The organism is Rhodanobacter sp. IGA1.0, assembly GCF_040208325.1.
In the GTDB taxonomy this organism is placed as follows: Bacteria; Pseudomonadota; Gammaproteobacteria; order Xanthomonadales; family Rhodanobacteraceae; genus Rhodanobacter; species Rhodanobacter spathiphylli.
Map to the genome: position 1 here is coordinate 2,433,515 of NZ_CP157948.1, position 25,596 is coordinate 2,459,110.

Genomic DNA, 25,596 nt, shown 5'->3' on the forward strand with positions numbered 1-25,596 from the left:
GACGCAAGAAAAGCATCAGCCAAGCAGCGCGTTGCCCAGCGGAATGGTCAGCAGGGACAGCACGATGCCGGCACCCAGCACGGTATTGGCCAGGGTCGGTTCCAGCCCGTATTCGTCGGCCAGGATCGTGGCGGACACCATCGGCGCCATCGCCGCCTGCAGCACGCCCACGGTCAGCACCAGTCCGTCGACGCCGGCCCCAGCCCCCATGGCCCAGCACAGCGCTGGCGCCAGCAACAGCTTCCAGGCCAGGCCCCAGCTGGCCGCGCCCAGTTGCCGCTGGCCGGGGTGGAACCTGAACTGCAGGCCGACCGAGAACAGCGCCAGCGGGGTCAGCGTGGCGCCGATCGGTGCGAACACCCCGTCCAGCAGTGGCGGCCAGCCTCCGCACAGGCCGGCCACGATGCCGATCAGCAGCGCGATGGTGGGCGGGAAGGTGAAGATTCGCCGGGCCACCAGGCCCAGCTCCGGTTTGCGCCCCGAATACAGCGAGGCGACCACGATGCCGCCGATCGCCAGCACCGGAAAGCAGCCCAGCTGGTCGGCCACCACGGCCAGCCCCAGCCCCTGCTTGCCGTGCAGTGCCTCCATCAGCGGGTAGCCCATGAACGAGGTATTGCCCAGCCCGCACACCAGGATCAGTGCGCCCGTGCGCTGGCGCGACCAGCCCAGCCGCGGCCCGAGCAGGCCGAACAGCAGCCACGCGCCGCCGAAAGTCAGCCACATCACCGCCACCAGGAACCACAGCCGGGGATCGAAGCTGACCTTCGGGATCAGTTCCAGCACCAGCGCCGACAGCGCCACGTTCAGCACCCACCAGTTGATGCCCTGCACGATGCCCGCCGGCGGCTTCGCGTAGCGCGCCACCAGGGTGCCGAGAATCAGGCAGACGAACAGCAACAACATCGCACTCATCGAACGGGTGCCGCGGGGAAAGTCCGGCAATTAGACGCGAAGCGCGCACGACTGGAAAGCCGCCATCGCGGAACCATTGGCGATAATCCGCCGCTTGCGATTGCCCGTGGCACCATGGCCCCGATGAATGACCCCACCCATCTCGCCCACGGACTGGCCGGCGACAACACGCCGCCGGACTGGCCACCACTGCGCACGGACGAAGTCGAAGCCGTGCTGCGCGACTATCCCGCCATCGGAGATCCGGTCCGCATCGCCTGGCACAGCCCGCGCCCACTGTCGGCGGCGTGCCTGGTCGAAAGTCCGCGCGGCACGTGCTTCGTCAAGCGCCATCACCAGCGTGTGCGCGGCGTGGAAACGCTGGGCGAGGAACACCGCTTCATCGCGCACCTGCGCGAGCGCGGCGTGCCGATCCCCGAGGTATTGCGCCACGCCGATGGCGGCACGGTCACCGCACGCGGCGAATGGGTCTACGAAGTGCACCGCCGTGCCGCCGGGATCGACCTGTACCGCGAAGCGATCTCGTGGGAACCGCTGTCCAGCCGCGAGCACGCGCTGGCCGCCGGGCAGATGCTGGCCAGCCTGCACCAGGCCGCCGCCGACTATCGCGCCGCCCAGCGCAGCACTCACATCCTGGTCGCACGCAGCGAACTGATCTGCGCCGTCGATCCCGTCGCGACGCTGGCCGCGCAGCTGCCGCAGCGGCCCGCGCTGGCCGCCTATCTGCGCGATCGGCACTGGCAGCCCGAGCTGGGCGACCTGCTGGCCCCCTGGCACGCCGCCGCCCAGCCACGACTTGCACGGCAGCCGCCGCTGTGGACCCACGGCGACTGGCACGTGTCGAACCTGTACTGGAGTGACGACGGCGTCGGCGCACGGATCAGCGACGTGCTCGACTTCGGCCTGTGCGCGCGCAACTTCGCACTGTTCGACCTGGCCACCGCGATCGAGCGCAACGCGATCGCCTGGCTGGAGCTGGATCGGCGCAGCGACATCGCCCACCCCGACATCGTCCGGGCGCTGATCGATGGCTATCACCGGCAGCGGCCGTTGACCCGCGACGACCGGCAGCTGTTGGCCAGCCTGCTGCCGCTGGTGCACGTGGATTTCGCGCTGTCCGAAGTCGATTACTTCCAGGGCATCACGCAGTCCCCGGCCAACGCCGACGTGGCCTGGGACACCTTCCTGCGCGGCCATGCCGCGTGGTTCCACACGCCGCCGGGACAGGCCTTGCTGCGGCTCATCGGCGACCCCGACTGAGGAGTTGTGCGTTTTCAACCTCTCAGTCCGGCCATGGCGAGGGCATGGATGCCCGAGTTGAGGCAACGCAGGAGCAGTTGCCCGATGGCCGGGCGCGGAGCAGTCACGCAAGTGGCTGATTCGCGTGAGCGCGTCCGGGCATGTACCAGACACGCGATGGAAGCTCGAGCAGCTCCGCCCGATCCGTGGTTCAATACGCGTTATTGAAGCGGGGGTGCCCGGCGTAGCCGGGCTGAGAGAGTCCCTTGGAACCTGATCCGGCTTGTACCGGCGTAGGGAGCTTGCAGATCCGGCGCGTCCTTGCGACTGCCGGGTCGCCGTCGCTTCGTCCGTACTCCCTTGACGACGACGATGACGATGCTTCTTTCCCGCACTCCCCTGCTGCTCGCCCTGCTCGCGGTGATCGCTCCCGTGCATGCCGCGGACACCGCCAGCGAACCGCAGGCCACGCGCCTGTCGCCGGTCCACGTGAACGCGAACGGCAGCAACGGCTACCACGCCGACAACTCGCAACTGGACACCTTCGGCAGCTTCGGCAACGCGCCGCTGCAGGACACGCCCGCCGCGATCACCGTGATCACCCGCGACCAGATCGACGACCGCCAGCCGCATACGCTGAGCGAACTGGCACGCAGCGACGCCGCGCTCGGCGACAGCTACGCGCCAGTCGGGTACTACCAGGATGTCGCCATCCGCGGCTACGCGCTCGACCTGGCCACCGGCTACAAGCTCAACGAAATGAGCCTGGTCGGCGAACAGCCGATCGCGCTGGAAGACAAGCAGCGGGTGGAAATCCTCAAGGGCCTGGGCGGCCTCGAAGCGGGCGTGGTGGCGCCGGGCGGCCTGGTCAACTACGTCAGCAAGCGGCCGACCGACGTGCGCAGCGCCACCGTCGGCACCGATTCGCACGGTTCGCGCTACCTCGCCATGGACGTGGGCGGCTGGCTGTCACCGGCGTTCGGCGTGCGGGTGAACGCCGCTCATGACGGCGTGCAGTCCTACGTCGACCACGCCGACGGCCGGCGCAACTTCGTCTCGCTGGCAGCCGACTGGAAGATCAGCCCGAACGCCACCCTGCAACTGGACAGCAACTACCAGTCCAGCTCGCAGCGCTCGGTGTCCGGCTACCAGCTGCTCGGCGGCCGCACGATTCCGGCGCATCCCAGCCGCACCCGCATGCTCGGCTTCGAACCATGGCAGCAGCCGGTCGGCATCGACGCCAGCAACAGCACGCTGCGCCTCGACTACCGCCTGGCTGATGCCTGGACGGCCCAGCTCTCGGCCAGCCACAGCCGCGCGGTGATCGACGACAACGTGGCGTTCGCCTACGGCTGCTTCTACTCGGCCGACTGCGCCAGCGGCGCCACGCCGGGCTGGTTTTTCGCACCCAATGGCGACTACGACGTCTACGACTACCGCAGCCCCGACGACACCCGCGCCAACGACGAAGCGCGCGCGGTGCTGAAGGGTGCGTTCGACACCGGCGCGGTCAGCCACGAGATCAGCCTGGGCGCCAGCGCGTTCCGCCGCACCATCGACCGTCGCGCCGACGTGTACGACTACGTCGGCACCGCCAACATCGATCAGCTGGACCCGCCGTACTTCGCGCCCTCGCCGAACCAGCCGGGCGCCTCGGTGCGTCGCCTGACCAGCTGGCAGCGTTCCGTGTTCGCGCTGGATCGCCTGCATCTCGGCACGCAGTGGCAGTTGCTGGCCGGCGGGCGTTTCGTGCGCCTGCACGAGCGCGCCAATGATTCCGACGGCGTGCCCGAGCGCGACACCCGACTGGGCAAGTTCCTGCCGCAGGCAGCCGTGCTGTACCAGCCCAGCACGCGGCTGACCACCTATCTCAGCTACAGCGAAAGCCTGTCGCTGGGCAACGAGGCGCCGTACTGGACCGCCAACGGCGGCACCACGCTGGCCCCGCTGCTGGCGCGCCAGACCGAGGCGGGCGTGAAGTACGCCGCCAGCGATGCCCTGAGTCTGTCCGCGGCGCTGTACCGCATCAGCCAGCCATACCAGTTCGCCCGACCGGACAGCAGCGCCGAGGGCTTCACCTTCGTCCAGCAGGGCAACGAGGCGCATGCCGGACTGGAACTCGACGCCGCGGGACAACTGACCGATCGCCTGCGCCTCACCGCCAGCGTCAACGTCCTTCGCGCACGTGCGCATGACACCGGCGCACCCGCTTACGAAGACCACCAGGTGGTCAACGTGCCGCGCCTGCGCAGTGCGGTGTACTTGGACTATCGCCTGCCGTTCGCTGACCGGCTCAGCCTGCTCGGTGGCTGGCGCTATGCCAGCAGCAACGTGGCCACGCCCGACGGAGTGACGCGGGTGCCGGCCTACCACGTGTTCGATGCGGGCCTGCGCTACGCCAGCCAGTGGAACGGCCACGCGATGACCTGGCGGCTCAGTGTCGACAACGTGTTCAACCGCTTCTACTGGCGCGACACCGGCAGCTCCGGCGGCGACAGCTACCTGTTCCCGGGCGCGCCGCGCCTGGCGCGCCTGTCGCTGACGTTCGCGTTCTGAAGATGACCTGGGTCGAACTCATCGCGGCGATCGTCAGCGCGCTCGGCGTCTGGCTCACCGCCCGGCGCCAGCCATGGTGCTGGCCGATCGGGCTGGTGTCCGTGCTGATCTACGCCTGGGTGTTCGTCGACGCCAGGCTGTATTCCGATGCGCTGCTGCAACTGGCGTTCGCGGGATTCATCGGCTACGGCTGGTACCGCTGGCTGCAACACCTGGGCGAAGACGGACTCGTCCAGGTGGCGCCGCTGCCACGGCGCCAGGCGATCATCCATCTCGCCATCGGCGGCGTCGGCGCGATCGCGCTCGGCGCCTTCATGCATCACCTCACCGACGCCGCCCTGCCCTGGCTGGACGCGGCGCTGACCGCCTTCAGCCTGGTCGCCCAGTGGTGGCAGGCGCGGCGGCACGTGGCCGCGTGGTGGCTGTGGATCGCGGTGGACGTGATCTACGTGGGCGAGTACGTCTACAAGCACCTGCTGATCACCGCGGTGCTGTATGCCGGCTTCGTGGTGCTGGCGGTGATCGGCCTGCGTGCTTGGCAGGGCGCCGGTCGCCAGCCGGCCGAGGCGTCGCCCGCCGCTTGAACGGCGCAACCCGGCCGCGCTACCGTCGACGCGTCGCCCTCGCGTTCAGCGCGGCCTAACCCGCGCGGCGGCAACATCCAGCCGATGCCAGAAGCGTGGGCGGTAGAAACCAAGCGGCTGCGGCTGCGTGGTTTTGGCCAGCTTTTCCGCTCACTTTCGTTGAATAGCTACGGCTATTCGCCTCAAATGATCGAAAAACCTGACTCAAAACCACTTTGCCTCGCTCGCTTGGTTTCTACCGCCCACGCTCCTAGTCACCCAGGATGGACGTCCCCATGAAAGTCCGGCCGAACCGAATTCCCCTGTCATGCCTGGCGCTCCTGCTGCTGGCCGCCGCGGGCACCGCGGGCGCGCAGAACATCTACAAGTGCACCGTCGGCGGACAGGTCAGCTACACCGACCATCCCTGCCCGCAGGGCCATGGCGAGCTGCTGCACCAGGCCGACGACACCGAAGTCATCGACCGCTACCTGCGCCTGGGCCAGGACGGGCTGGCGAAGAGCTATGCCGACTCGCACCACCTCGAAGCGCTGTACCAGCAGCGCATCGAGGCTCGCCAGCAGGCGCAGGACGAGAAGGAACAGCGCCAGGCCGACGAAGCCTACGCCGCGCAGCAGCGCGCCGAGCAGGAACGGCAGCAGGCGCTGGTCGACGAGGCCGCCGAACGCAACCACCTGCAGGGCGAGAACGAAGTCCTGCGCCAGCAGAACGACGCCTACCAGGACCAGCTGCAGCAACAGCAGGCGTACAACCCGCCACCGGCGTACTGGGCGCCTTATCCGAACCGTCGTCCGGGCCGCGATCACGACCACGATCACCACGGCGATGGCGATGGCCATCAGCGCCCGCCGCCGAAGGAACCGGTATTCCATCCGTGCAAGCAGCTGGCCGGCGGCCGCGTGCAGTGCTGAGCTGAGCTGACAAGGCATCACGCGTGATCGCAACGCGGTGTTCGTCGCTACGGCAACGCGGGAATCGCCAGGCTGCGTTCGGCATCGCCGGTGGCACCGGTGCGCAGGCTCGGCGGGATGTGCCCCACGTCGCCCACCGAGATGACCTTGAAGCGGCCGTCGGCCTCGACCAGGATTCGGGTGATGCTGGCGTTGCCCACCGACATTTCCAGCCAGGCCTTGCTGTCGACGCCCAGTGCACGGACGACCATGTTGCGGATCACGTTGCCGTGGCAAACCATCAGCTCGGTCTGCGCGTGGCCGTGCGCCGGCTTGAAGTAATCCGCGAACAGGCGATCGAATTGGCGGGCGCAGGCCGCCAGGTCCGCCGGTTTCTCGTCGGCGGTCACTTCGGTGCGACGGGTCGGCGGCGTGCATTCGGCCAGGTCGTCGACCACCTCGAAATGCCGGCCCGGAAAGTCGCCGGCGATGACGGCCGCGGTGTCGCGCGCACGCTGCACCGGGCTCACGTACATCGCATCGAAGCGCCCCGGCAAGGCAGCCAGCCGGGCGCCGGCCAGATGCGCCTGGGCCACGCCGATCGGCGCCAGGTGCGGACCCAGCTTCGGGTCCGCCTTCGCATCGGGCAGGTAGTAGCCGTGGCGCACCAGCACGATGGTGCGTGTCGCCGGCGCGTCGGTCGCGCCGATTGACGCCACCGGCAGCAGGCACAGCAGCATCAGCAGAAGTCGTGGAAACATGGCATGCCCCGTTGCGGTCGGTGCGTCGAGTATCCAACGCGAACACGCAGCCGACCAGCTCGGGCCGCCAGCCGGCGCGGCAGCAAGGTCTTCGGACGAAGCGCGCTATTTGCCGGCAGCCACCGGGACGAAGCGCAGGTCCTGGTAGTCCCAGCTGAAGTCGGCGATCGGCGACACCGCCTGCATCGTCATCTGGGCGATGCTGCCATCGGGTTTCAGCGCGAAGCTCACGTAGGCATCCTCCACGTCGGGCATCGCCCAGTGCGTGCGGAAGGTGTCGTGGCGCACGTGCTCCAGTGCGCCGTGCAAGCCGGGCGAGCGATCGAAGCTGATCGTCAGCGCCCCGTTCGCGTCCTGGCGCAGGGTGGCCGTGCCGTACCACGGGTCGCGATACACGCCGGCGTATGCCGAAAGCGGCAGCGACGGAGCACCGCGGGACGATGCGTCACTGCCCGCCGCCTTCAGCGCCGCCGTGGCGCCCGCGTTGAGCCCCTCGAACATCCTGCCGTAGCCGGCGATCCAGTCCGGCGAGGGAAGTCCCAGCAGGCTGTCCAGCAGATGCTCGCGCATCGCCAGCAAGGTGGCGGGATCTTCGGCGTTGAGCATCACGGCGAATGCCGCGTGTCGTTCCGGAATGATCACCACCGCGGAATAGCCGCCCAGCACGCCGCCCAGATGGGTGATGATGCGGTGGCCGCGGTAGTCCTGCACCTCGAAGCCCAAGGCGTAGGCGTTGAATTGCGGTTGCGCCAGTGCGACCTCGGCCGGCAGCGGGGAGATCGGGATCAGCGTCTGCGGCGTCCACAGCATCTTCGCGGCCGCGGCGCTGAAGATCGGCCCGGCGTCGCTCCGCCGACCGCCATCGAGCTGCAGCCGCAACCATGGCCCCATGTCGGCCGCACTGACCTGCAGCGCACCGGCAGCCGCGAACACGCTGCCGGTCATCACCGTGGTCAGCACCCGCTGCGGGCCGACGCCACGCACCGGCGTGGTGTTCCTGCCGTGCAGCGCGGCCTGGTCGGCGGTGCGGGCATCGATGCTGGTCTGCGTGTCGCGCATCTGCAGCGGGTCGAGGATGTGCTGCTGCACGAAGTCCTCCCAGCGCTGGCCGGACACGGCTTCGACGAGTTGCCCGGCGACGATGTACAGCACGTTGTCGTAGTCGTAGCCGCCGCGGAACGAGCGCACCGGTTTCAGGTAGCGGATGTCATGCACCAGTTCCGCGCGCGTGCGGTCGCTGGTGGGAAACATCATCAGGTCGCCCTCGCCCAGGCCCAGCCCGCTGCGATGCACCAGCAGGTCGGTCACCGTCATCTCCGCCGACGCATAGGCGTCGTACATGCGGAATCCCGGCAGCTTGTCCACCACGCGGTCGTCCCAGTGCAGCTTGCCCTGGTCGACCAGGATCGCCAGCGCGGCCGCGGTGAAGGCCTTGGTGTTGGAACCGATCGGGAAGATCGTATGCGCGTCGACCCGCGCGGCCTCACCCAGCTTGCGCACGCCGTAGCCGTGCGTGGTGACGGTCTGGCCGTCGACGATGGTCACCGCCATGCCCGGTGTGCCGAAGGTCTTCATCGCCCGCGCGGCGAAGGCGTCCAGATCCTGCGCTGGCGCGGCAGCCAGCGCCGGTGCGCCCGCCACGACCAGCGCGATGAGCAATCCCGCGAGGCAACGGCGCAGTGACAGTCGCGGAATCCTGCAGGTCATGCTCTTGCCTCGCTCGCTGATGCCGCCCAGGTCAACGCCGCTTTGCCGGCTTCTTCGTGCCGTTGTTCTTGCCGGTCCCGGCGGGCTTGCCCTCGCCCGACAGCGATGGCCCGTCGTAGCCGATGAATTTCTGGCGCAACTCGGTGATCTCGCCGACCCGCCCGAGGATGTCGCCCATCTCGCGGATCACCGCATTGATCAACAGGCTGAACAGGCTGGTGAGCGTGCCGAAGCTGTGCCAGGCGCGACCGGTCTGCATCGGGATCATCAGCACGTGCGGCGTCAGCTGGCGCGCCCAGTAGCACTGCGTGTCGGTGATGATCAGCAGCGGTATGCCGCGCTCGACCACCTCCTCGGCCAGCAGGCGGAAGTGGCGCGAATAGCGGCGGATGTCGATCAGCACCACGCAGCTCTTCTCGGTGGAATCCAGCAGCATGCCGGTATAGGAACCGTCGGCGCCCGATTCGAACGACACCCGCGGCCGCACGTGCTGCAGCGAGGAAGCAAAGCCCAGTCCGAGGAACGAGCCGTGCTGGAAGCTGGCCACCGACACGCGATCGGCCGACACCAGCATCTTCACGATGGGCGCCCATTCCTCGCCCCGCGCCAGCGCGTAGACATCGTTGAGGCTGCGGATCTCCGCCTGCAGGCTCTCGCTGATGTAGTCGGCATCCGCTGCCGGTTCGGAGGTCTTGTACAGCTGCATCCACGGCGCATCACCGCGTAGTTCCTCCTTCAGGTCGCCGACGCCGGCATAACCCAGGTTGCGCAGGAACCGGCCCACCGTCATCGCGCTCACGCCCACGCGCTTGCCCAGCGACGCGGCCGTCTCGAACGGAATGCCGCTGATGTTGTGCAGCAGGTAGCTGGCGATCTTCTGCTCGGCCGTGGTGAAAGTGTCCCAGCGGCTCTTCAGCTTTTTTTGCAGGTCCTTGGTCATCGTCATCCGCTTATCTGGCCAGCGCCATGGCGGCGCCCGCCGTCCCATGGGATTCCACGTCGCCCAGGCGACGGCCAAGCATATACAACAGCGCGGCCGACACGCCGGCCACCGCCGCGATCAGGGCGAAGAACCAGGCGTGGCCGAGCCGGCTCCACAACGTGCCCAGCGCGCCGGCCAGCAGGTTGCCGAAGAAGCCGGCGAAGAACCAGGTGGCGATGCTGGTGGCGCGGAAACCCTCCGGCGCCATGCGCCCGAACAGGGCCAGGCCCACCGGCAGGATGTACAGCTCGCCGGTGGTCATCAGCACGAACCAGGCCGCCAGCCAGCCCCAGTGCGCGCGCACGCCGTGCGCCTCGCACCACGCCGACAGCACGGCCAGCATCAGGTAGGAACCACCCACGATGGCGGCGCCGAAGGCCATCCGCCCCAGCAGCGGCGTCTCCACGCCGCGCTGCGCCAGCCGCGCCCAGCGTGCCACCAGCAACGGGGTGAAGGCGAACACCACCACCGAGTTGATCGACTGGAACCAGGTCATCGGGATGGCCCAACCCGAGGCCAGCTCGCGATCCACGTCCTGGTCGATCCACAGCGCGATGGTGTTGCCGACCTGTTCGTAGGCGCCGCGGAACACCACCACGATCGCGGCGACGCCGAGCAGCAGCGCGAAGCGATCGATCACCGCCCGATCCACCGGCGGCCGCGCCGCCCGCGCCTCGGCGCCGCGCTCCGGTTCCGGCGGCAGGTAACGGGCGCCGGCCAGGTAGATCACCAGCGACAGCAGCATGCCGATGCCGGCCGCGGCGAAACCCCAGTGCCAGCCGTACGCCTCGCCCAGCGTGCCGCAGATCAGCGGCGCCAGGAACGCGCCGAGGTTCACCCCCACGTAGTAGATGTTGTAGGCACTCTTGCTGCGCGGATCGCCATCGCGGTAAAGCCCTTCGATCTGGCTGGCCAGGCTGGGCAGGAACAGCCCGTTGCCCAGCGCGATGGTGGCCAGCGCCGGATAGAACAGCGGCTCGGAGGCCATCATGAAATGACCCGCGGCCATCGTGGCGCCACCGATCATCACCGCGTTGCGCTTGCCCAGCCAGCGGTCGGCCACCATGCCGCCGAACACCGGCGTGAAATACACGAAGGCCGCGTAGGCGCCGTAGATCAGCGAGGCGTACTGCTGGTCCAGGTCCAGGTGCTTGGTCATGTAGTAGACCAGCAGCGCGCGCATGCCGAAGAAGGAGAACATCTCCCACATTTCGGTGAGGAACAGCACGCTCAGGCCGCGCGGATGGCCAAACCAGTTTTTCTCGCTTGCTGGAATCATGCTGCGATGTCGCTCCCCTGTGGTCTAGGCGGCCGCCGCCAGCGGCCCGCCCCATATCGCATCGTCGCACCAGATGCGGCCATGCTCGTAGATCGCCGACGGCGCCGGGTCGCGCCGCAAGTAGATCGGACCGTCGAGGTCCACCACCTTGCACGACTGGCCCAGCACGAAGGCCGGCGCCATCGCCAGCGACGAGCCGGACATGTTGCCCACCATCAGCTCGAAGCCGAGCTCGCGCGCCTGGGCGGCCATCGCCAGCGCCTCGGTGAGGCCGCCGCACTTGTCCAGCTTGATGTTGATCATGCCGACCCGGCCCACCAGCGACGGCAGGTCGTGGTGATCCTGCACGCTCTCGTCGGCGGCGATCATGATCGGGCTGTGCAGTCCGTCGAGCCAGGCTTCATTGCCGATCGGGAACGGCTGCTCCACCACCGCTACCCGCGCCTCGACCAGCGCCGGCAGCAGGCGCGCGAACGAGTCGCGGGTGAAACCCTGATTGGCGTCGACCATGATCCACGCGTCGGGGCACGCCGCGCGCACGGCACGCACGCGCTCGGCGTTGAGCTCGTCATTGGTGAGCTTGAGCTTGAGCGCGCGCGCGCCGGGGAAGCCCCGCGCGATCCCGGCCATCGTCGCCGGCGCGTCGGCGCCGAGGGTGAAGGTGGTCACCAGCGGCTGCGGCGCCTCGCCGCCGACCAGCATCCACACCGGCCGGCCGCTGCGCTTGGCCTCCAGATCCCACAGCGCGCAGTCGACCGCATTGCGCGCGCCGCCGGCGGGCAGCAGCTGCAGCAGTTCCTGCCGCGTCACGCCGCCTTCGATCCGTTCGCGCAGCGCCTCGACCTGCAGCTGCATCGCGGCCGGCGTGTCGTTGCGGTAGTAGACGCCCAGCGCCTCGCCACGACCGAACCGGTCGCCCTCGTGCAGGGTCACCACCAGCGCCTCGAACTCGTCGAAGGTGTAGCCGGTGATGTGGAACGGCTCTTTCAGCGCCCACTTCTCGAGCCGCGTGTGCAACCGCAGCCGTGCGTGTCCCTCGGTACCCATGATCTCTCCTGCCTGGTTGATGTCGATGCGCAGCGGTCCGTCAGAACCTCACGTTGAAACTGACCAGCCCGAACGCCACGATGAACCAGGCCAGGTAGATCGCCGCCAGCGCCAGCAGCGTTTCGCCGGCGAGCACCCAGCGGCCGCGCCGCGGCGCCATCCACGCGCGCACCGCATGCACCAGCACCGCCAGCGCACCGAGCAGGCCGAACACGCCCAGCACGTAGAGCAGGTACAGCCAGCCCGTGCCCGAGCCGTCCAGCAGCCTCGACTCGTCGGCCGAGGTCACCGCGAGGAAGGTCAGCCAGCCCAGCACCACCACCAGCAGCGCCAGCACGCCGAGATGCGACAGCAGGCGCGTGCGCAGCTGGAGTGCCGTCAGCTGCAGCGGCCGCCGGTAGTGCCGGCGCACCCGGCCGCCGACGAACCAGCTCAGCAGGGTTGCCAGCAGGATCGCCACCGACGCGCCCAGCAACGGACCGACCGTGCCCAGGCTGCGGGCCGCAGAGACGCGCTGGAACAGGAACACCGGCACCTCGGCATCGGTGGCCCAGTAGCGGATGCCACCGTTCGCATCGGCAACGAAGGCCAGCTGCGACTTGCCGTTCACTTCGCTGTAGCGCAGCGGCCCGGTCTCGTGCCACTGCAGCGGCTTGCCCGCGTAGTCGGTGAGCATCGACACCGCCAGCGTGCCGTCGGGTTTCGCCGCCACGTTGACCTGGCCCAACAGGTACAGCATGCGCAGTGCACTGTCGTTGCGACGACTGGCCTGGTACCAGCCGGCCACGCGCGCGGCATCCGCCCTGGCGGTGTCCACGGTCGACGGTGACGGTGCGTCCTTCGGGAAATAGCGATCGAGGAAAGCCTGGAAGATCGCCTTGCGGATCACGTGCGCGGCGCCCGCGTCGCCGGCGCTGTTGAACGACATGAAGATGCCCACGTTCGCATCCAGCAGCAGGTGCAGGTCGCTGTGGAACACGATCGTGTCGCCGCCGTGGCCGATGATGCGCTGGCCGTTGCGGTCCTCCTGGTAGAAGCCCAGGTCGAAGCCGTTCAGGCCCGGCGCCGCGGTGTACTGCCGGCTGTGCATCAGCTCGGCGGTGGCCTGCCTGAGGATGCGGGTGTCGCCGAAGCGGCCGCCCTGCAGCTGGGCGATCATGAAATTCGCCATGTCGGTTGCGCTGCTGCTCAGCGCGCCGGCCGGCGCGGGATCGACCAGTTCGAACGGCTGCGGCTCGCCGTCGGATGCGCTCTTGTAGCCCTTGGCCATCAGCGGTGCCAGCTGCGGCGGCAGCGGCATCGCGAAGCTCGAATGATGCATGTCCAGCGGGTCGAGGATGTGCTGCCGGATGTAATCCTCGAAGCGCTCGCCGGAGACGCGCTGCACGATGTAGCCGGCCAGTCCGCAACCGTAGTTGGAGTACGCCACGATCTCGCCCGGCGGATAGATCCGCGCGGGGATGTGCGTCTTCAGGTAGCGCTCCAGATCGACGTCCTCGGGCTTCGTCGGCAGCAGTCCGCGGGCGGTGTCCTCGAAGCCGGCGGTGTGCGTCATCAGCTGGCGCAGCGTCACCGGTTTGCCGTTGCGCGCCGGGATGGTGAAGTCGAGGTAGTCGTTGACGTCGTGGTCGAGGTCCAGCTTGCCCTGCTCCACCTGCTGCATCACCGCCGTCCAGGTGAACAGCTTGGAGGTCGAGCCGGGCCGGAACAGCGTGGTCTCGGGCGACACCGGCGTGCGCCTGGCCAGGTCGGCGTAACCGTAGCCGCGGGCGAACAGCAGCTGGCCGTCCTTGACCACCGAGATCACCCCGCCGGCGACGTCGCCACGCTGGATCATGTACGGCACCATGCCGTCGAGGAAGGTGGCCAGGTCGTCGGCGGTCAATGCATGCGCGACGCCAACCGGCGGCGCCAGCGCCGCGGCCGGCGCGGCGGCGACGGGCACGGCCGGCACCGGCAAGATCGAGCTGGCGGGTGCGGGGTTCGGCGACGACGGCACCTGCGCCATCGCGATGCCGGCGGCACAGGTGATCGCGAATGCCGCGGCGAGTTTCGCATGGCGGTTCATGGACGCACTCCGGATACGGTTCGGTGGAAAAGCATGCTCAGAAGTCGACGCTGGCGGACAGGCCCACCGTGCGCGGCATCACGTAGACGGCGGCGAATGGATTGGCGTGGGGGTCGGTGGTTTCCGACGCCAGCGAGGTGATGCCCCGTTCGTTGGTCAGGTTCTTGACGTAGGCCTTGATCGTCCAGTTGCCGACGTTGACGCCGGCGCGCAGGTCGACGCCGTCGTAGTCGGGCACGTCGCGGCGCGGACCCGGCGCGGCGACGAAATCGGTCTTGCGCTCGCCCACGTAGCGATAGCCTGCGCCGACGAAGCCGGACCAGCCGCCGGCTAGCGGAAAGTCGTAATCCACGCCGACGCTGGCATTCCACTTCGGCACGTAGGGCAGCCGATCGCCCTTGTAGCCGAACAGGCCGGGCGGCGTGTCCGCGTCCAGCTTCGCGTCGGTCCAGCTGGCATTGGCCGACAGCAGCAGGCCCCGCGCCGGCGCGTACTGCCACGCCGCCTCAACGCCCTTGCTGCTGGCCTTGCCGCCGTTGCCCATGAAGCCGATGCCGCCGGAGACGACGGTGAGCTGGATCTGGCTCCAGTCGATGTAGAAGGCGGATACGTCGAAGGTCATGCGCCGCTGCATCGTGGTGGCCTTCAGGCCCAGCTCGTAGCTCACCAGCTTGTCCGGACCGAACGTCAGCGGCGCGCCCAGCCCCGGCGGCACGCCGACATTCGGGCCGCCCGGACGGAAGCCCGAGGCGATGCGGCCGTAGACCATCAGGTCGTCGCTGAAGCGGAAGCTGGGATTGAGCAGATACGTGGTCGGGTTGTCCGATCCGCGGATGGTGAATTGAGTGGGCCCGAGGATCAGGCCGTCACCGGTCTGCGCATAGGTGGTGCGGTCGCTGCTGTAGCGCGCACCCAGCAGCACGCTGAAACGCGAGGTGGCGTGCCAGGTCACGTCGCCATAGGCGGCCCACTCGGTGAAGATCGCCGGCCCCATCGACAGGTCGGCCAGCACCGGCAGCGCGATCGGTTCGCCGGTGCCGGCGTCGAAGCTCAGGACGTTCTGGTGGGCGGTGGTCTTTTCGCGCGTGTAGAAGACACCGGCGCGCCATTCCACGGCTTGCGTCTCCGGCGACTGCAGGCGCAACTCCTGGGTGAACTTGTCCAGGGTCATCGGATTGACCAGCGAATAGCCACCGTTGGGCAGGCCGAACAGCGGGTTCAGCAAGGGCCCGTAGGCCGCCGTGACGTCGGCGTTGGAGTTCATGTCCAGCGTGCCGTAGCTGGTCGACGAAAACAGTTTCGCCCCGCCGAAGTCGGCGTTGAGCGAGGCATCGTAGAGCCGGTACTTCAGCCGGAACTGGCCGGTGCCCGGCGAACGCACCTGCTGCAGGTCGCCGTGGATCGGCTGCAGCGTCAGCGCATCGACGTCGACGCCGCCATCGACCAGGCCGGCACCGTCGCTGCCCAGGTTCTGCGCCAGCGCCGACAGGCGCAGCGAAACCGTGTCGCTCGGCGTCCACAGCAACTGCGCGCGGGTTCCGCTCACCTTGGCGCGGTTGACGTCGTGCTTGCCGGTGAGGACGTTGTCGACATAGCCGGGATCGTGGCGTTCGTACGCGTTGACTCGCAGCGCGAGCTTGTCAACGGCCAGCGGCACGTTGAACATCGCATGCACGTCCGCACCGGTGCCGCCATCCTCGACGCTGCTGACGCCGGCACGCAGGCGACCGTAGGCGCGGGTGGCGTCCGGCGGCGTGGTGACGAACTTGACCAGCCCGCCCAGCGTGTTCGATCCGTACAGCGTGCCCTGCGGCCCGCGCAGCACCTCGACGCGCTCCAGGTCGGCCGGATCGATGTCCGGTGTCAGCACGCTGCCGGCCGCATACACGGTGCTGGAGCCGAACGGCACGTCGTCGATGTAGGTGCCCACCGTCGAGTTCGGCTGGCCGCTGCCGGAGGTGATGCCGCGCAGCACCAGCTGGGTCCTGCCCTGCCCGCTGGAAATCACGTTGAGCCCGGGCACCCGCGTGGCGTAGTCGGCAAAGCTGACCGCGCTCTCGCGCTCGAGCTGCAGGCCCTGCAGTGCCGACACCGCCATCGGCACATCCTGCAGCCGCTCGCTGCGCTTGTTCGCGGTCACGATGACCGTGCCCAGGTCGGTGGGTGCGGAGCTGGCGCCGGCCGGTGACGATTGCTGACCCGCCCCGGCGCCCGACGCATCCTGCGGCGGGGTGCTGCCGGACGCCGGCGCGGGGGCATCGGAACCACCCGGCGACGATGGCTGGGCCGCGACGCCCAGCGGCGACCACAGGGCCACCGCGATGGCAACGCAGATTCCCCGACGAGCATGCTGCAGATAGCGAAAATCCATGACTCTCTCCCCCGAGATGGTCGCGTGGACAGCCCACGATCTGCAGTGTTATTCGATTAACATCTTCGTGTCAATGATATTTTCATATCAGATTGGCACGCCGCCATCCGCCACGTCCCGATCACCGGCGCATCCGGGGCCGTCCCGGACCGGTCGGCCGCCTGCCACCCCTTCGTGAAGTTTGCCTTTGCAGTTTGACTTCTCGTCTGACAGACTGCGCGGATGAGCAAGCCATCCGTCAAACCGGCGGGCGCCGATGCCATGGCGACCGCCGTCGAGTTGCGCGTGCTGGTGGGCAAGCTGCGACGCCGCCTGCGCGAACAGATCAACCTGGGCGGCCTGCCGTGGTCGCAGGTGTCGGTGATCGGGCACCTGGAGCGCGACGGGCCCGCCACCGTCACCGCGCTCGCCCACGCCGAAGGCATGCGTCCGCAGTCCATGGGTGCCAACGTCGCCGCCTTGCTGGAAGCCGGGTTGCTGCGCGGCACGCCCGATCCCGACGACGGGCGGCGCACCCTGCTGTCGCTGACCCCCGCCTGCCGCAAGCTGGTCAAGGCCAGCCGCGCGGCGCGGGAGGACTGGCTGTTCCAGGCCATCCAGACCCGGCTGGCGCCGAAGGAGCAGGCCCAGCTCGCCCGCGCCGTCGACCTGCTCAAGCGCCTCGTCGAATCGTGAGCGACGTCGCGTCGCCTTCGCACCAACCCCGCTCCCTAGAATCAGGAACACCTGCATGACCGCAAGCACACTCGACCCGCATGCCGCCCTCGTCGTCATCGATCTGCAGAAGGGCATCGTCGCCTACGCCACGGCCCATCCGGCCGACCAGGTGGTGGCCTGCGCCCGCGCGCTGGCCGAGGCGTTCCGGCGTCACGCCCTGCCAGTCGTCCTGGTCAACGTCAGTGGCGGCGCGCCGGGGCGGACCGAACGCCCGCGCAACCTGCGTGATCTGCCCGCCGACTGGGCCGAACTGGTGCCCGAACTGAACCGGCAACCGCAGGATCACGTGGTGACCAAGCGCACCTGGGGCGCGTTCACCGGCACCGGCCTCGATGCGTACCTGAAAGCGCAGGGCGTCACCCAGATCGTGCTCGCCGGCATCGCCACCAGCATCGGGGTCGAATCCACCGCACGCCAGGCGCACGAATTGGGCTACCACGTCACCCTCGCCATCGATGCGATGACCGACATGAGTGCCGAGGCCCACGCCAACAGCGTTGCCCGCATCTTCCCGCGACTGGGCGAAACCGGCAGCACCGGCGAAATCATCGACCTGCTCGACACGCACGGGTAACCCGGACGGGTTCCGCGGCAAGTTCCGCTGGAAATCCGTCGCTCCGGCGGGCGTCCGCCCGGACTCCAGACCCTTTCGTCCGCGCTCACCGGCCGGCGAACAGGGCCTGCAGCTGCGGATACGGCATCGCGCCCTCGGCCATCGATTCGGAGCGGCCGCTGTCGAGGAACTCCTGCGCCAGCTTCCCTGCCTGCCCCCACAGCATCTGCGCAATGCCCGAGCCCGCGCTCAATCGCCGCACGCCCAACCGCTCCAGCTCGGACGCCGGCGCCAGGCCCGGGCATGCCATCAGGTTGACCGGCAAGCCGGCGCCTTCCACCACGGCGGCGATCTCGCCCGCATCGCGAAGGCCCGGCACGAACAGGCTGTCGGCGCCGGCAGCCCGATAGGTGGCGGCGCGCGACAACGTCTCCCCGACCCGCTGCGGCGCGTCGACCAGGCTGGCCAGGAAGACGTCCGTGCGGGCGTTGACGAAGATGTCCGCGCCGGCGTTCGCGGTGGCGCTCCGGATCGCCTCGATCTTCGCGGCAAGCTTCTCCGGCGCATCGCGACCGTCCTCGATGTTGAGGCCGGCGATGCCCGCGTCGATCAGGCGACGCACGGTTTCACCCACCGTCACCGGGTCCTCCGCATAGCCGTTCTCCAGGTCGACCGACAACGGCACGCGCAGTACCCGCGCCATGTTGACGGCGGCGCCGATCGCCACGTCGGCCGGCATCCTTCCGCCATCGGGGTAGCCCAGCGCCCACGCCACGCCGGCACTGGTGGTGGCGATGGCCCGTGCGCCGAGGCTTTCGAACAGGCGGGCGCTGCCGGCATCCCAGGCATTGGGAAAGCGCAGGAGTCCGGGGCCGCCGTGCATCTGGCGGAAGGTGGCGACGTGCTGTGACATGGGGGTCTCCGTGACCGGATGGGGGAAGTGGAAGGGTAACGCCAGCGGCCGGCTTCGGTGGGACGTCTTGGCTGCCGCGAGGTACGGGCACTCCGCATCGCGCGCGAAAGGAATACGCTTCGCGAACCGCTTCGTCCAACCGGGGAAAATCGCATGAACAGCCGTTCGATCCGCACGCTGCTGGCCGCCTGTCTTGTCGCCGGCGTGGCATGGAACCCGTGCCAGGCGCAGGCCGCCCCGAAGCAAGCCGGGCCTTCGCCGGCATCGCCCGCACCGACTGGTCCGCGGGCCACGATGGAGACCATGCAGATCCCCAGCCACGGCGCCCTGATGAATGCGCTGGTCTACGTCGCTGCCGGCGCCGGCCCGCATCCGGCGGTGATCCTGCTGCACGGCTTCCCCGGCAACGAACGCAACCTCGACCTGGCGCAGGACATGCGCCGCGCCGGCTGGGACGTTCTCTACTTCAACTACCGCGGCTCGTGGGGCACGCCGGGCGAGTTCTCGTTTTCGCACGGCATCGAGGACACCGCCGCCGCGCTGGCTTACCTGCGCCAGCCGGAGGTGGCCGGGAAACTTCGGCTCGATCCCGCGCGCATCGTGCTGATCGGCCACAGCATGGGCGGCTTCATGACGGTGCAGGCCGCTGCGGCCGATCCCGCGATCAAGGCCTTCGCCACGCTCTCCGCGGCGGACATGGCGTGGCATGCCACGCAACTCGTGCGCAGGGACGGCGAAAGCGCGGGCATCAAGGCCATGGCCAGCGGCCTCGCCGACGAAGGCATGGCGCCGCTGAGCGGCTGCACCCCGGACGGCCTGGCGCGCGAACTGGTCGACCACGCCGCGGGCTGGGTCTTCCCCGCGAAGGTCGCCGCGCTGAAGAATCGCACCGCCCTCATCGTGACCTCCGACGACGGCCTCGCCCCGGAAAACCAGGCGTTCGCCGCGGACCTGCGCAAGGCCGGCGACAGCCACGTCACCACCATGCACCTTTCCACCGACCACGCCTATTCCGACCGACGCATCGAACTTTCCAAAGCCGTGCTCGCCTGGCTGGCCTCGCTGCCGAAGTAGCGCGTGTTGCCCCCGTCACGCCCGGACGCTTGATTCTTTCCGGCGTCGGGAGCACCGTCATGCGACAACAGCAGCACCAGGCTGCCTCGGCGAGGGCACCATGAAATCGATACCGCGATCTGCCGTTTTTGGCGCCCTGCTGGCCTGCTCCGGCGTGGCCGCCGCCGGGTCCGCTTCGCTCAACGAGTTTCCGCCCAAGGTGATGCCGGTGCTGGTGCAGGTGGATTCGCACGGCAAGGTGACCAGCGCATCACCTGCCATCGAACTCTCGCCCAAGGTCAATCGGCTGCTCCGCGCGAACCTGGACGAGATGATCACCAGGCCGGCGACCGACAGGCACGGGCGCCCGGTTTCCAGTCAGTTCGTGATCAACCTGGCGCTGCAGGCATCGCCGCTGGACAACGGCAACTACAGCGCGCAGTTCACCTTCCTGTCGACCGCACCCGTGCCGGCGGGCTCCTGGTACTGGGTGCACATCGATGGACATCGACTCGCCCTGGCCGAACGCGACAGCCTGTTCCGCCGATCACCGCGCCTCTACCAACACGATCACTATCGGCCCGCCTATCCGCGCAGCCCGCACGTGTCGCCGATGCCTCCCATCGGCAACACCACGCACAACTCGCCCACCCGGTCGCCTCCGGTGCGCGGCAGGTAAGCCTGGAGAGCCCGCCCATCGGCGGGCTTTCCTTTCGGCGAAAGATCCGTCCGTTGCTGCAGCCCGACCGGCAGCGGCAGGCCGCCAGACGACCACCCGGCACGCCCGCGTTCGGTCAGAATGCGAACCTTCCACCTCCGGCGACGAGCACCGACCATGCCCCTGACGCGCAACCTGCTGCTTGCCACGCTGTTCCTCGGCACCACGATGCCGGCACCCGCGGCCGCGCTGAAGCCGGCACAGATCGCCGCCATCGACCGCTATGTCAGCGCCGAGATGGCGCGCCAGCATGTTCCCGGTGTTGAGGTAGGCGTCTATCGCGATGGACACGCGCTGCTGGTGAAGGGCTACGGCCTGGCCAACATCGAATGGCAGGCGCCGGTCACGCCGGCCACGCTGATGCAGTCCGGCTCGGTCGGCAAGCAGTTCGCCGCCACCGCGGTGATGATGCTGGTGGAACAGGGCAAGCTGAGCCTGGACGACAGCATCACCCGATACTTCCCCGATGCGCCGGCGAGCTGGAAGGCGATCAGGGTGAAGAACCTGCTGTCGCACACCTCGGGCCTGGCCGAGTACGAAGACCCCTCGCGCATGCAGCCCGGCGGCCTGTTCGACTCGCGCAAGGACTTCACCGAAGACGAACTGGTGAAGAAGATCGAAACCCTGCCGATCGAGTTCAGGCCCGGCGAGCGCTGGGACTACCGCAACACCAACTATGCCCTGCTCGGCGTGCTGATCCACAAGGTCACCGGCCAGGACTACCGCGACTTCATGCGGGAACGGATCTTCGCGCCGCTGGGCATGGTCTCCACCCGCAGCATCTCCGAGCGCGACATCATCCCCGGCCGCGCCGCCGGTTACGAGATCGTCGGCGGGCAACTGAAAAACCAGACATGGGTGTCGCCCAGCCTCAACTCCACCGCGGACGGCACGCTGTACTTCAACGTGGTCGACCTGGAGAAGTGGGACCGCGCGCTGTACGGCACCCGCCTGCTCAGCAGGAAGTCGCTGGACACGATGTGGACCCCCTTCGTGCTCAACGACGGCCAGCCCAACCCCAGCCACTACGGCTTCGGCTGGGCCAGCGACAGCATGAACGGCCATCGGGTGATCCAGCACAGCGGCGCGTGGCAGGGCTTCACCTGCACCATCAACCGCTACGTCGACGACAAGCTGACCGTGGTGGTGTTGACCAACCTGGACGCCGCTCACGCCAGCCCCGTCTACATGTCGCACGTCATCGCCGGCCTGGTGGAACCGGCGCTGATGCCGAAGCCGAATCCCGCGATCAAGGACGACAAGCCGGAAATCGCCGCCCACGCCCGCGAGGTGCTGCAACGCATGCTGGCCGGCAAGAATCTCGCCGACGAGTTCGACGCCGACGCCGGCTACGTCTTCGCCCCCGACGACGCGCCCGACATGCGCAGCCAGTTGCCCGCGAAGTGGGACGCCGCGCCGCTGCGGCTGATCAAGCGGGCCGAACACGACGGCGCCGTGCGCTCGGTGTATCGCGTGGGGCCTGACGGCGATACGCGCATCGTGCTGGTGGAACTGGACGCCACGGGAAAGCTGCTGAACCTGGCGGTGAAATCCGATCCGGACAACCGCTAGCGCCGCAACACGAGGTGCCGCGGCGCATTCGTCCATGACTTGGCCAAGACCGGAAGCCGGATCAGGCCTGGCCGATGCCATCCAGTTCGGCCATCACCTCGTCGCCCAGCCGCAGCTCCACCGCTGCTAGGTTCTCCCGCAGGTGGGCGACTGACGACGTGCCGGGAATCAGCAGGATGTTGGGCGACCGGGTCAGCAGCCACGCCAGCGCCACCTGCATCGGCGTGGCCTCCAGCCGCGCCGCCACATCGGACAGCGTCCGCGACTGCAGCGGGCTGAAGCCGCCCAGCGGAAAGAACGGCACGTAGGCCACACCCTGACGGGCGAGTGCGTCGATGAAGTCGTCGTCGTCGCGATGCGCGAGGTTGTACTGGTTCTGCACGCAGACCACCGGCGCGATGCGCTGCGCTTCGGCGACCTGATTGGCCGTGGCATTGCTGAGGCCGAGGTGGCGGATCAGCCCCTGCTGCCGCAATTCCGCCAGCGCACTGAACTGCGCTTCGATACTGCCTTCGCTGGGCGCGTGCACGTCACCCATCACGCGCAGGTTGACCGCATCCAGCACATCCAGGCCGAGGTTGCGCAGGTTGTCGTGCACCGCCTGCACCAGTTGCGCCGGACTCTGCGCCGGATTCCACGACGCATCCTCGCCGCGCAGCGCGCCGACCTTGGTGACGATCACCAGCTCGTCGGCATACGGGTGCAACGCCTCGCGAATGATCCGGTTGGTGACGTGCGGCCCGTAGAAGTCGCTGGTATCGATGTGGTTGACGCCGGCCTCCACCGCGGCGCGCAGCACCGCCAGCGCCGCCGCGTGATCCTTCGGCGGACCGAACACGCCCTTCCCCGCCAGCTGCATGGCGCCGTAACCCATGCGGTTGACCGGGCGGTCGCCGAGCGTAAACGTGCCTGCCTGCGCGAGCTTGCTCATGGTGTTTCTCCGGGGAGGATGAAGGGATGGGATGAACTATAGGAAGGCCACGCCATCCTGATAATCCGCCACAATCCATACGGGGCGTGCGGAGAACGGGACAATGGCGACAGAGCTGCAGGATCTCCAGGCGTTTCTCGCCGTGCTGCGAGCCGGCGGGTTTCGGCAAGCGGCGCGCAGCGGCGGCAACTCCGCCTCCAAGCTGAGCGAGGCGGTGCGTCGTCTGGAAAGCCGACTCGGTTTGCGCCTGCTCCATCGCACCACCCGCAACGTCTCGCCCACCGAAGCCGGTGCGCGACTGGCCGAACGGCTCGCGCCCGCGCTGGCCGAAGTGGAAGCGTCGCTGGACGTGGTCAACCACTTCCGCGACCGCCCCGCCGGCACGCTGCGAATCAACGTGCCCGCGAACGTGGCGCGCACGGTACTGCCCGGCATCGTCACGGCCTTCCTCAAGCGCTACCCCGAGATCCGGCTGGAAGTGATCGTGGAAGACAGCTTCGTCGACCTGATGGCCAGCGGCTGCGATGCCGGCATCCGCTACGACGAGCGGCTGGCGCAGGACATGATCGCGCTGCCGATCGGCCCGCGCACGCAACGCCTGGTCACCGCCGCCGCGCCCGCTTACCTGCAGGTACACGGCACGCCCGCACACCCGCGCGACCTGCTGCAACATGCCTGCCTGCGCGGCCAGTTTTCCGGTGGCGCCGTGTCACTATGGGAGTTCGAGCGCGACGGCGAAATCGTGCGCGTCGACCCATCCGGTCCGCTGCAGGTCCGCACGGGCGCGGCCTTCGATCTGGCCGTGCAGGCGGCACTCGACGGACTCGGCATCGTCCACCTGTTCGAAGACTGGCTGCAGCCGCACCTGGACAGCGGTGCACTGGTGCCGGTGCTGGAACCGTGGTCCCAGCGCTTCAGCGGGCCGATGCTCTATTACGCTGGTCGGCGCCACCTGCCCTCGCCGCTGCGGGCCTTCGTGGATTTCATCCGCGAAGGCTGATGGCTGTCCCAAGTCGAACTCGTCACGCGCCTGACCCGCGTCGCGACCCTTGGCGCCGCCTTCGGGACGCAACGCCCGTTGCTGCCGGAATGCCATCCGCTGGATGACATTCACCCGAATGTCGGTGAACGCACCGACGCGATCAGCGCAACCCCACCGTACCGTTGGCCGCCTCGACCAGCTTCGCCGGGTCGTAACCCACGCCATCCTTGAACACCAGCACCACGTTCTCGATGTCCTTGATGTTGCTTGCGGGGTTGCCCTTGACCAGCACCAGGTCGGCCGCCTTGCCGACGTCGATCGAACCGATCTGCTTGTCCACGCCCATGAAGCGCGCGCCGTTCAAGGTGGCGATCTGGATGGCCTGCACCGGCGTGAAGCTCGCTTCTACCAATAGCTCCACCTCGCGCTGGTCGCCATAACCGGCGATCACGCCGCCGTAGCCGGTGGGATCGAGACCGGCCAGCAAGGTGCCTCCGGCCTTGACGAAAGCGTGCTCGAAAGCCATCTCCAGCTGGAACAGCTTCGGCCACGGGGAATCCTTCATCGCCGCGACATGCTCGCGTGTCTTCAGGTATTCCTCGCGGGCCTGCGGCAGCATCGCATCGAGCACCCGCGCATCCAGCGGCGCGCGGCCGGGCACGAAGGTCTCGAACACCGGCAGCGTGGAGGTCACCGCAACGTGCTTTGCCACCAGATGCCTGATCAACTGCCGGATCTCCGGACCGTCGACCTTCAGCGTCGCCAGGTGCGCGATGGCCGCCTTCGTGTCCGGGCACACATCCGGCTGCTTGCCGGCGCTGAACTCGGTGTCCACGAACAAGCCGTGTTCGAGGTTGTCGATACCCAGATCCGCCGCCTCGGTGAACCCGATCGAACACAGGTGGCCGGTCACCTTGATGCCGCGCGCATGCGCCGCCGCAATCGCCGCCGACAGCTCGGCGCGGGTGATGTGCATGTACGCCTTGAACGAGGTCGCGCCCTCGTCCATCCAGTAATTCACCGTGTTGCGCGCATCGTCGGCGTCGACCAACTCGTGCATCTGCGGCATCAGGCTGCCCTTGCCCTCCAGATACGGCCCGGTCGTGTGCATCTTCGGCCCGGGAATCAGGCCGGCATCGATCGCCTTCTTCAACGCCAGGTCCGTATACGGCTCCACACTGCCGGTGGTGCGGATCGTGGTGACCCCACCAGCCAGGTACAGCTTGGGGAAGCTCGACGCCTGCTCAGGCGCGAGCAACTCCTTCGACGCCGGATTCACCCTGGGCGCCGGATAGAACAAGTGGTCGTGCATGCCGACCAGGCCGGGCATCAGCGTCTGCCCGCTGCCATCGATCACGGTCGCCTCCCCGGGTACATCCACGTGCCGCCCGACCGCCGCGATGCGCCCGTCACGCAGCAGCACCGTCTGGTTCTCCCTCGCACCGGTGCCATGTCCGTCGACCACCCGCACATGCGTGATCGCCAGCAGCGGCTGTGCATGCGCGACGTAGGCCTGCACCTGGGGCGCCAGCGTTGGCACCGCCGCGCGGGATGGCGTGGCCAGGGCAAGGCCGGCCAGCAAGAGCGCGACGGCCAACACCGTGCGCGAACGATCCATCGACAAACCGTGCATGGCCAGCTCCCCAGAGTGAAACGCTGCAAGCCCCCGCTTGCCATCCGGCCGAGTATCCGCGCTGGCCGGCGCGTGTGGAAGTGCGCCTGACCAAGTCGCTGTCGCGTCTGGACAGCAGTGCACTG

Annotated in this window: 21 protein-coding genes and 1 riboswitch; of the genes, 10 read left to right on the plus strand and 11 right to left on the minus strand. The window is 68.4% G+C overall.

Features of this window, described 5'->3' with window-relative positions; translation table 11 throughout:
* Positions 1-15 precede the first annotated feature (15 nt).
* Positions 16-906 (minus strand): AEC family transporter, encoded by an 891-nt coding sequence (locus ABNK63_RS11020; RefSeq protein ID WP_350017213.1) that lies wholly within the window; start codon positions 904-906, stop codon positions 16-18.
* Positions 907-1,038: 132 nt separating this feature from the next.
* Between ABNK63_RS11020 and ABNK63_RS11025 the strand changes: the two genes are divergently transcribed.
* From ABNK63_RS11025 to ABNK63_RS11040, 4 genes are all read left to right on the plus strand, one after another.
* Complete coding sequence (locus tag ABNK63_RS11025; protein WP_350015635.1) at positions 1,039-2,175, plus strand: phosphotransferase; 1,137 nt, start codon at positions 1,039-1,041, stop codon at positions 2,173-2,175.
* Positions 2,176-2,375: 200 nt separating this feature from the next.
* Positions 2,376-2,471, plus strand: a riboswitch (TPP riboswitch).
* Positions 2,472-2,526: 55 nt separating this feature from the next.
* Positions 2,527-4,710 (plus strand): TonB-dependent siderophore receptor, encoded by a 2,184-nt coding sequence (locus ABNK63_RS11030; RefSeq protein WP_350015636.1) that lies wholly within the window; start codon positions 2,527-2,529, stop codon positions 4,708-4,710.
* 2 nt (positions 4,711-4,712) lie between these two features.
* Entirely contained in the window at positions 4,713-5,294 is a 582-nt protein-coding gene (gene pnuC, locus ABNK63_RS11035) for a nicotinamide riboside transporter PnuC (RefSeq protein WP_007806225.1), read from the plus strand.
* A 275-nt stretch (positions 5,295-5,569) separates the two neighbouring features.
* A complete protein-coding gene (locus ABNK63_RS11040) occupies positions 5,570-6,205 on the plus strand; it encodes a DUF4124 domain-containing protein (RefSeq protein WP_350015637.1) in 636 nt (211 codons plus the stop codon).
* Between the two features lie 47 nt (positions 6,206-6,252).
* On the opposite strand, the gene ABNK63_RS11045 is transcribed toward ABNK63_RS11040, so the two are convergent.
* The 7 genes from ABNK63_RS11045 to ABNK63_RS11075 all read right to left on the minus strand — a co-directional run bounded on the left by ABNK63_RS11045 (position 6,253) and on the right by ABNK63_RS11075 (position 16,399).
* Entirely contained in the window at positions 6,253-6,945 is a 693-nt protein-coding gene (locus tag ABNK63_RS11045; protein WP_350015638.1) for a histidine phosphatase family protein, read from the minus strand.
* A 105-nt stretch (positions 6,946-7,050) separates the two neighbouring features.
* A complete protein-coding gene (locus ABNK63_RS11050) occupies positions 7,051-8,652 on the minus strand; it encodes a serine hydrolase (protein ID WP_350015639.1) in 1,602 nt (533 codons plus the stop codon).
* Positions 8,653-8,683: 31 nt separating this feature from the next.
* The gene (locus tag ABNK63_RS11055; protein WP_350015640.1) at positions 8,684-9,598 is read right to left on the minus strand and encodes a MurR/RpiR family transcriptional regulator; all 915 of its coding nucleotides are present in this window, start codon (positions 9,596-9,598) and stop codon (positions 8,684-8,686) included.
* A 4-nt stretch (positions 9,599-9,602) separates the two neighbouring features.
* A complete protein-coding gene (locus ABNK63_RS11060) occupies positions 9,603-10,913 on the minus strand; it encodes a peptide MFS transporter (protein WP_350015641.1) in 1,311 nt (436 codons plus the stop codon).
* A 24-nt stretch (positions 10,914-10,937) separates the two neighbouring features.
* Entirely contained in the window at positions 10,938-11,960 is a 1,023-nt protein-coding gene (locus tag ABNK63_RS11065) for a dipeptide epimerase (RefSeq protein ID WP_350015642.1), read from the minus strand.
* Between the two features lie 40 nt (positions 11,961-12,000).
* Positions 12,001-14,028, minus strand: coding sequence for a serine hydrolase domain-containing protein (locus ABNK63_RS11070; RefSeq protein ID WP_350015643.1), 2,028 nt, complete (start codon positions 14,026-14,028; stop codon positions 12,001-12,003).
* A 37-nt stretch (positions 14,029-14,065) separates the two neighbouring features.
* Positions 14,066-16,399 carry a TonB-dependent receptor gene (locus ABNK63_RS11075; protein WP_350015644.1) on the minus strand — a complete coding sequence of 778 codons (2,334 nt, stop codon included), beginning with the start codon at positions 16,397-16,399 and terminating at the stop codon, positions 14,066-14,068.
* A gap of 222 nt (positions 16,400-16,621) precedes the next feature.
* On the opposite strand from ABNK63_RS11075, the gene ABNK63_RS11080 reads away from it, so the two are divergent.
* Positions 16,622-17,074: a MarR family transcriptional regulator gene (locus ABNK63_RS11080; protein ID WP_007806241.1), complete on the plus strand. Its 453-nt coding sequence runs from the start codon at positions 16,622-16,624 to the stop codon at positions 17,072-17,074.
* 55 nt (positions 17,075-17,129) lie between these two features.
* Positions 17,130-17,690 carry an isochorismatase family protein gene (locus ABNK63_RS11085; RefSeq protein WP_007806243.1) on the plus strand — a complete coding sequence of 187 codons (561 nt, stop codon included), beginning with the start codon at positions 17,130-17,132 and terminating at the stop codon, positions 17,688-17,690.
* Between the two features lie 85 nt (positions 17,691-17,775).
* Here the strand turns inward: ABNK63_RS11085 and ABNK63_RS11090 are convergent, their stop codons facing one another.
* Positions 17,776-18,582, minus strand: a complete 807-nt coding sequence (locus ABNK63_RS11090) for an isocitrate lyase/phosphoenolpyruvate mutase family protein (protein ID WP_007806245.1) — start codon at positions 18,580-18,582, stop codon at positions 17,776-17,778.
* A gap of 153 nt (positions 18,583-18,735) precedes the next feature.
* Here ABNK63_RS11090 and ABNK63_RS11095 point away from each other — a divergent pair, with 153 nt between their 5' ends.
* From ABNK63_RS11095 to ABNK63_RS11105, 3 genes are all read left to right on the plus strand, one after another.
* A complete protein-coding gene (locus ABNK63_RS11095) occupies positions 18,736-19,656 on the plus strand; it encodes an alpha/beta hydrolase (protein ID WP_350015645.1) in 921 nt (306 codons plus the stop codon).
* A 100-nt stretch (positions 19,657-19,756) separates the two neighbouring features.
* Positions 19,757-20,314 (plus strand): hypothetical protein, encoded by a 558-nt coding sequence (locus tag ABNK63_RS11100; protein WP_007806247.1) that lies wholly within the window; start codon positions 19,757-19,759, stop codon positions 20,312-20,314.
* A 156-nt stretch (positions 20,315-20,470) separates the two neighbouring features.
* Positions 20,471-21,925 carry a serine hydrolase domain-containing protein gene (locus tag ABNK63_RS11105; protein WP_350015646.1) on the plus strand — a complete coding sequence of 485 codons (1,455 nt, stop codon included), beginning with the start codon at positions 20,471-20,473 and terminating at the stop codon, positions 21,923-21,925.
* A 61-nt stretch (positions 21,926-21,986) separates the two neighbouring features.
* Here ABNK63_RS11105 and ABNK63_RS11110 read toward each other — a convergent pair whose 3' ends face one another.
* Positions 21,987-22,856, minus strand: a complete 870-nt coding sequence (locus tag ABNK63_RS11110; RefSeq protein WP_350015647.1) for an aldo/keto reductase family oxidoreductase — start codon at positions 22,854-22,856, stop codon at positions 21,987-21,989.
* Between the two features lie 103 nt (positions 22,857-22,959).
* Here ABNK63_RS11110 and ABNK63_RS11115 point away from each other — a divergent pair, with 103 nt between their 5' ends.
* Positions 22,960-23,856, plus strand: a complete 897-nt coding sequence (locus ABNK63_RS11115) for a LysR family transcriptional regulator (protein ID WP_350015648.1) — start codon at positions 22,960-22,962, stop codon at positions 23,854-23,856.
* 142 nt (positions 23,857-23,998) lie between these two features.
* Here the strand turns inward: ABNK63_RS11115 and ABNK63_RS11120 are convergent, their stop codons facing one another.
* On the minus strand, positions 23,999-25,471 hold the full coding sequence (locus tag ABNK63_RS11120; protein ID WP_350015649.1) for an amidohydrolase family protein: 1,473 nt from the start codon (positions 25,469-25,471) through the stop codon (positions 23,999-24,001).
* Between the last annotated feature and the right edge of the window lie 125 nt (positions 25,472-25,596).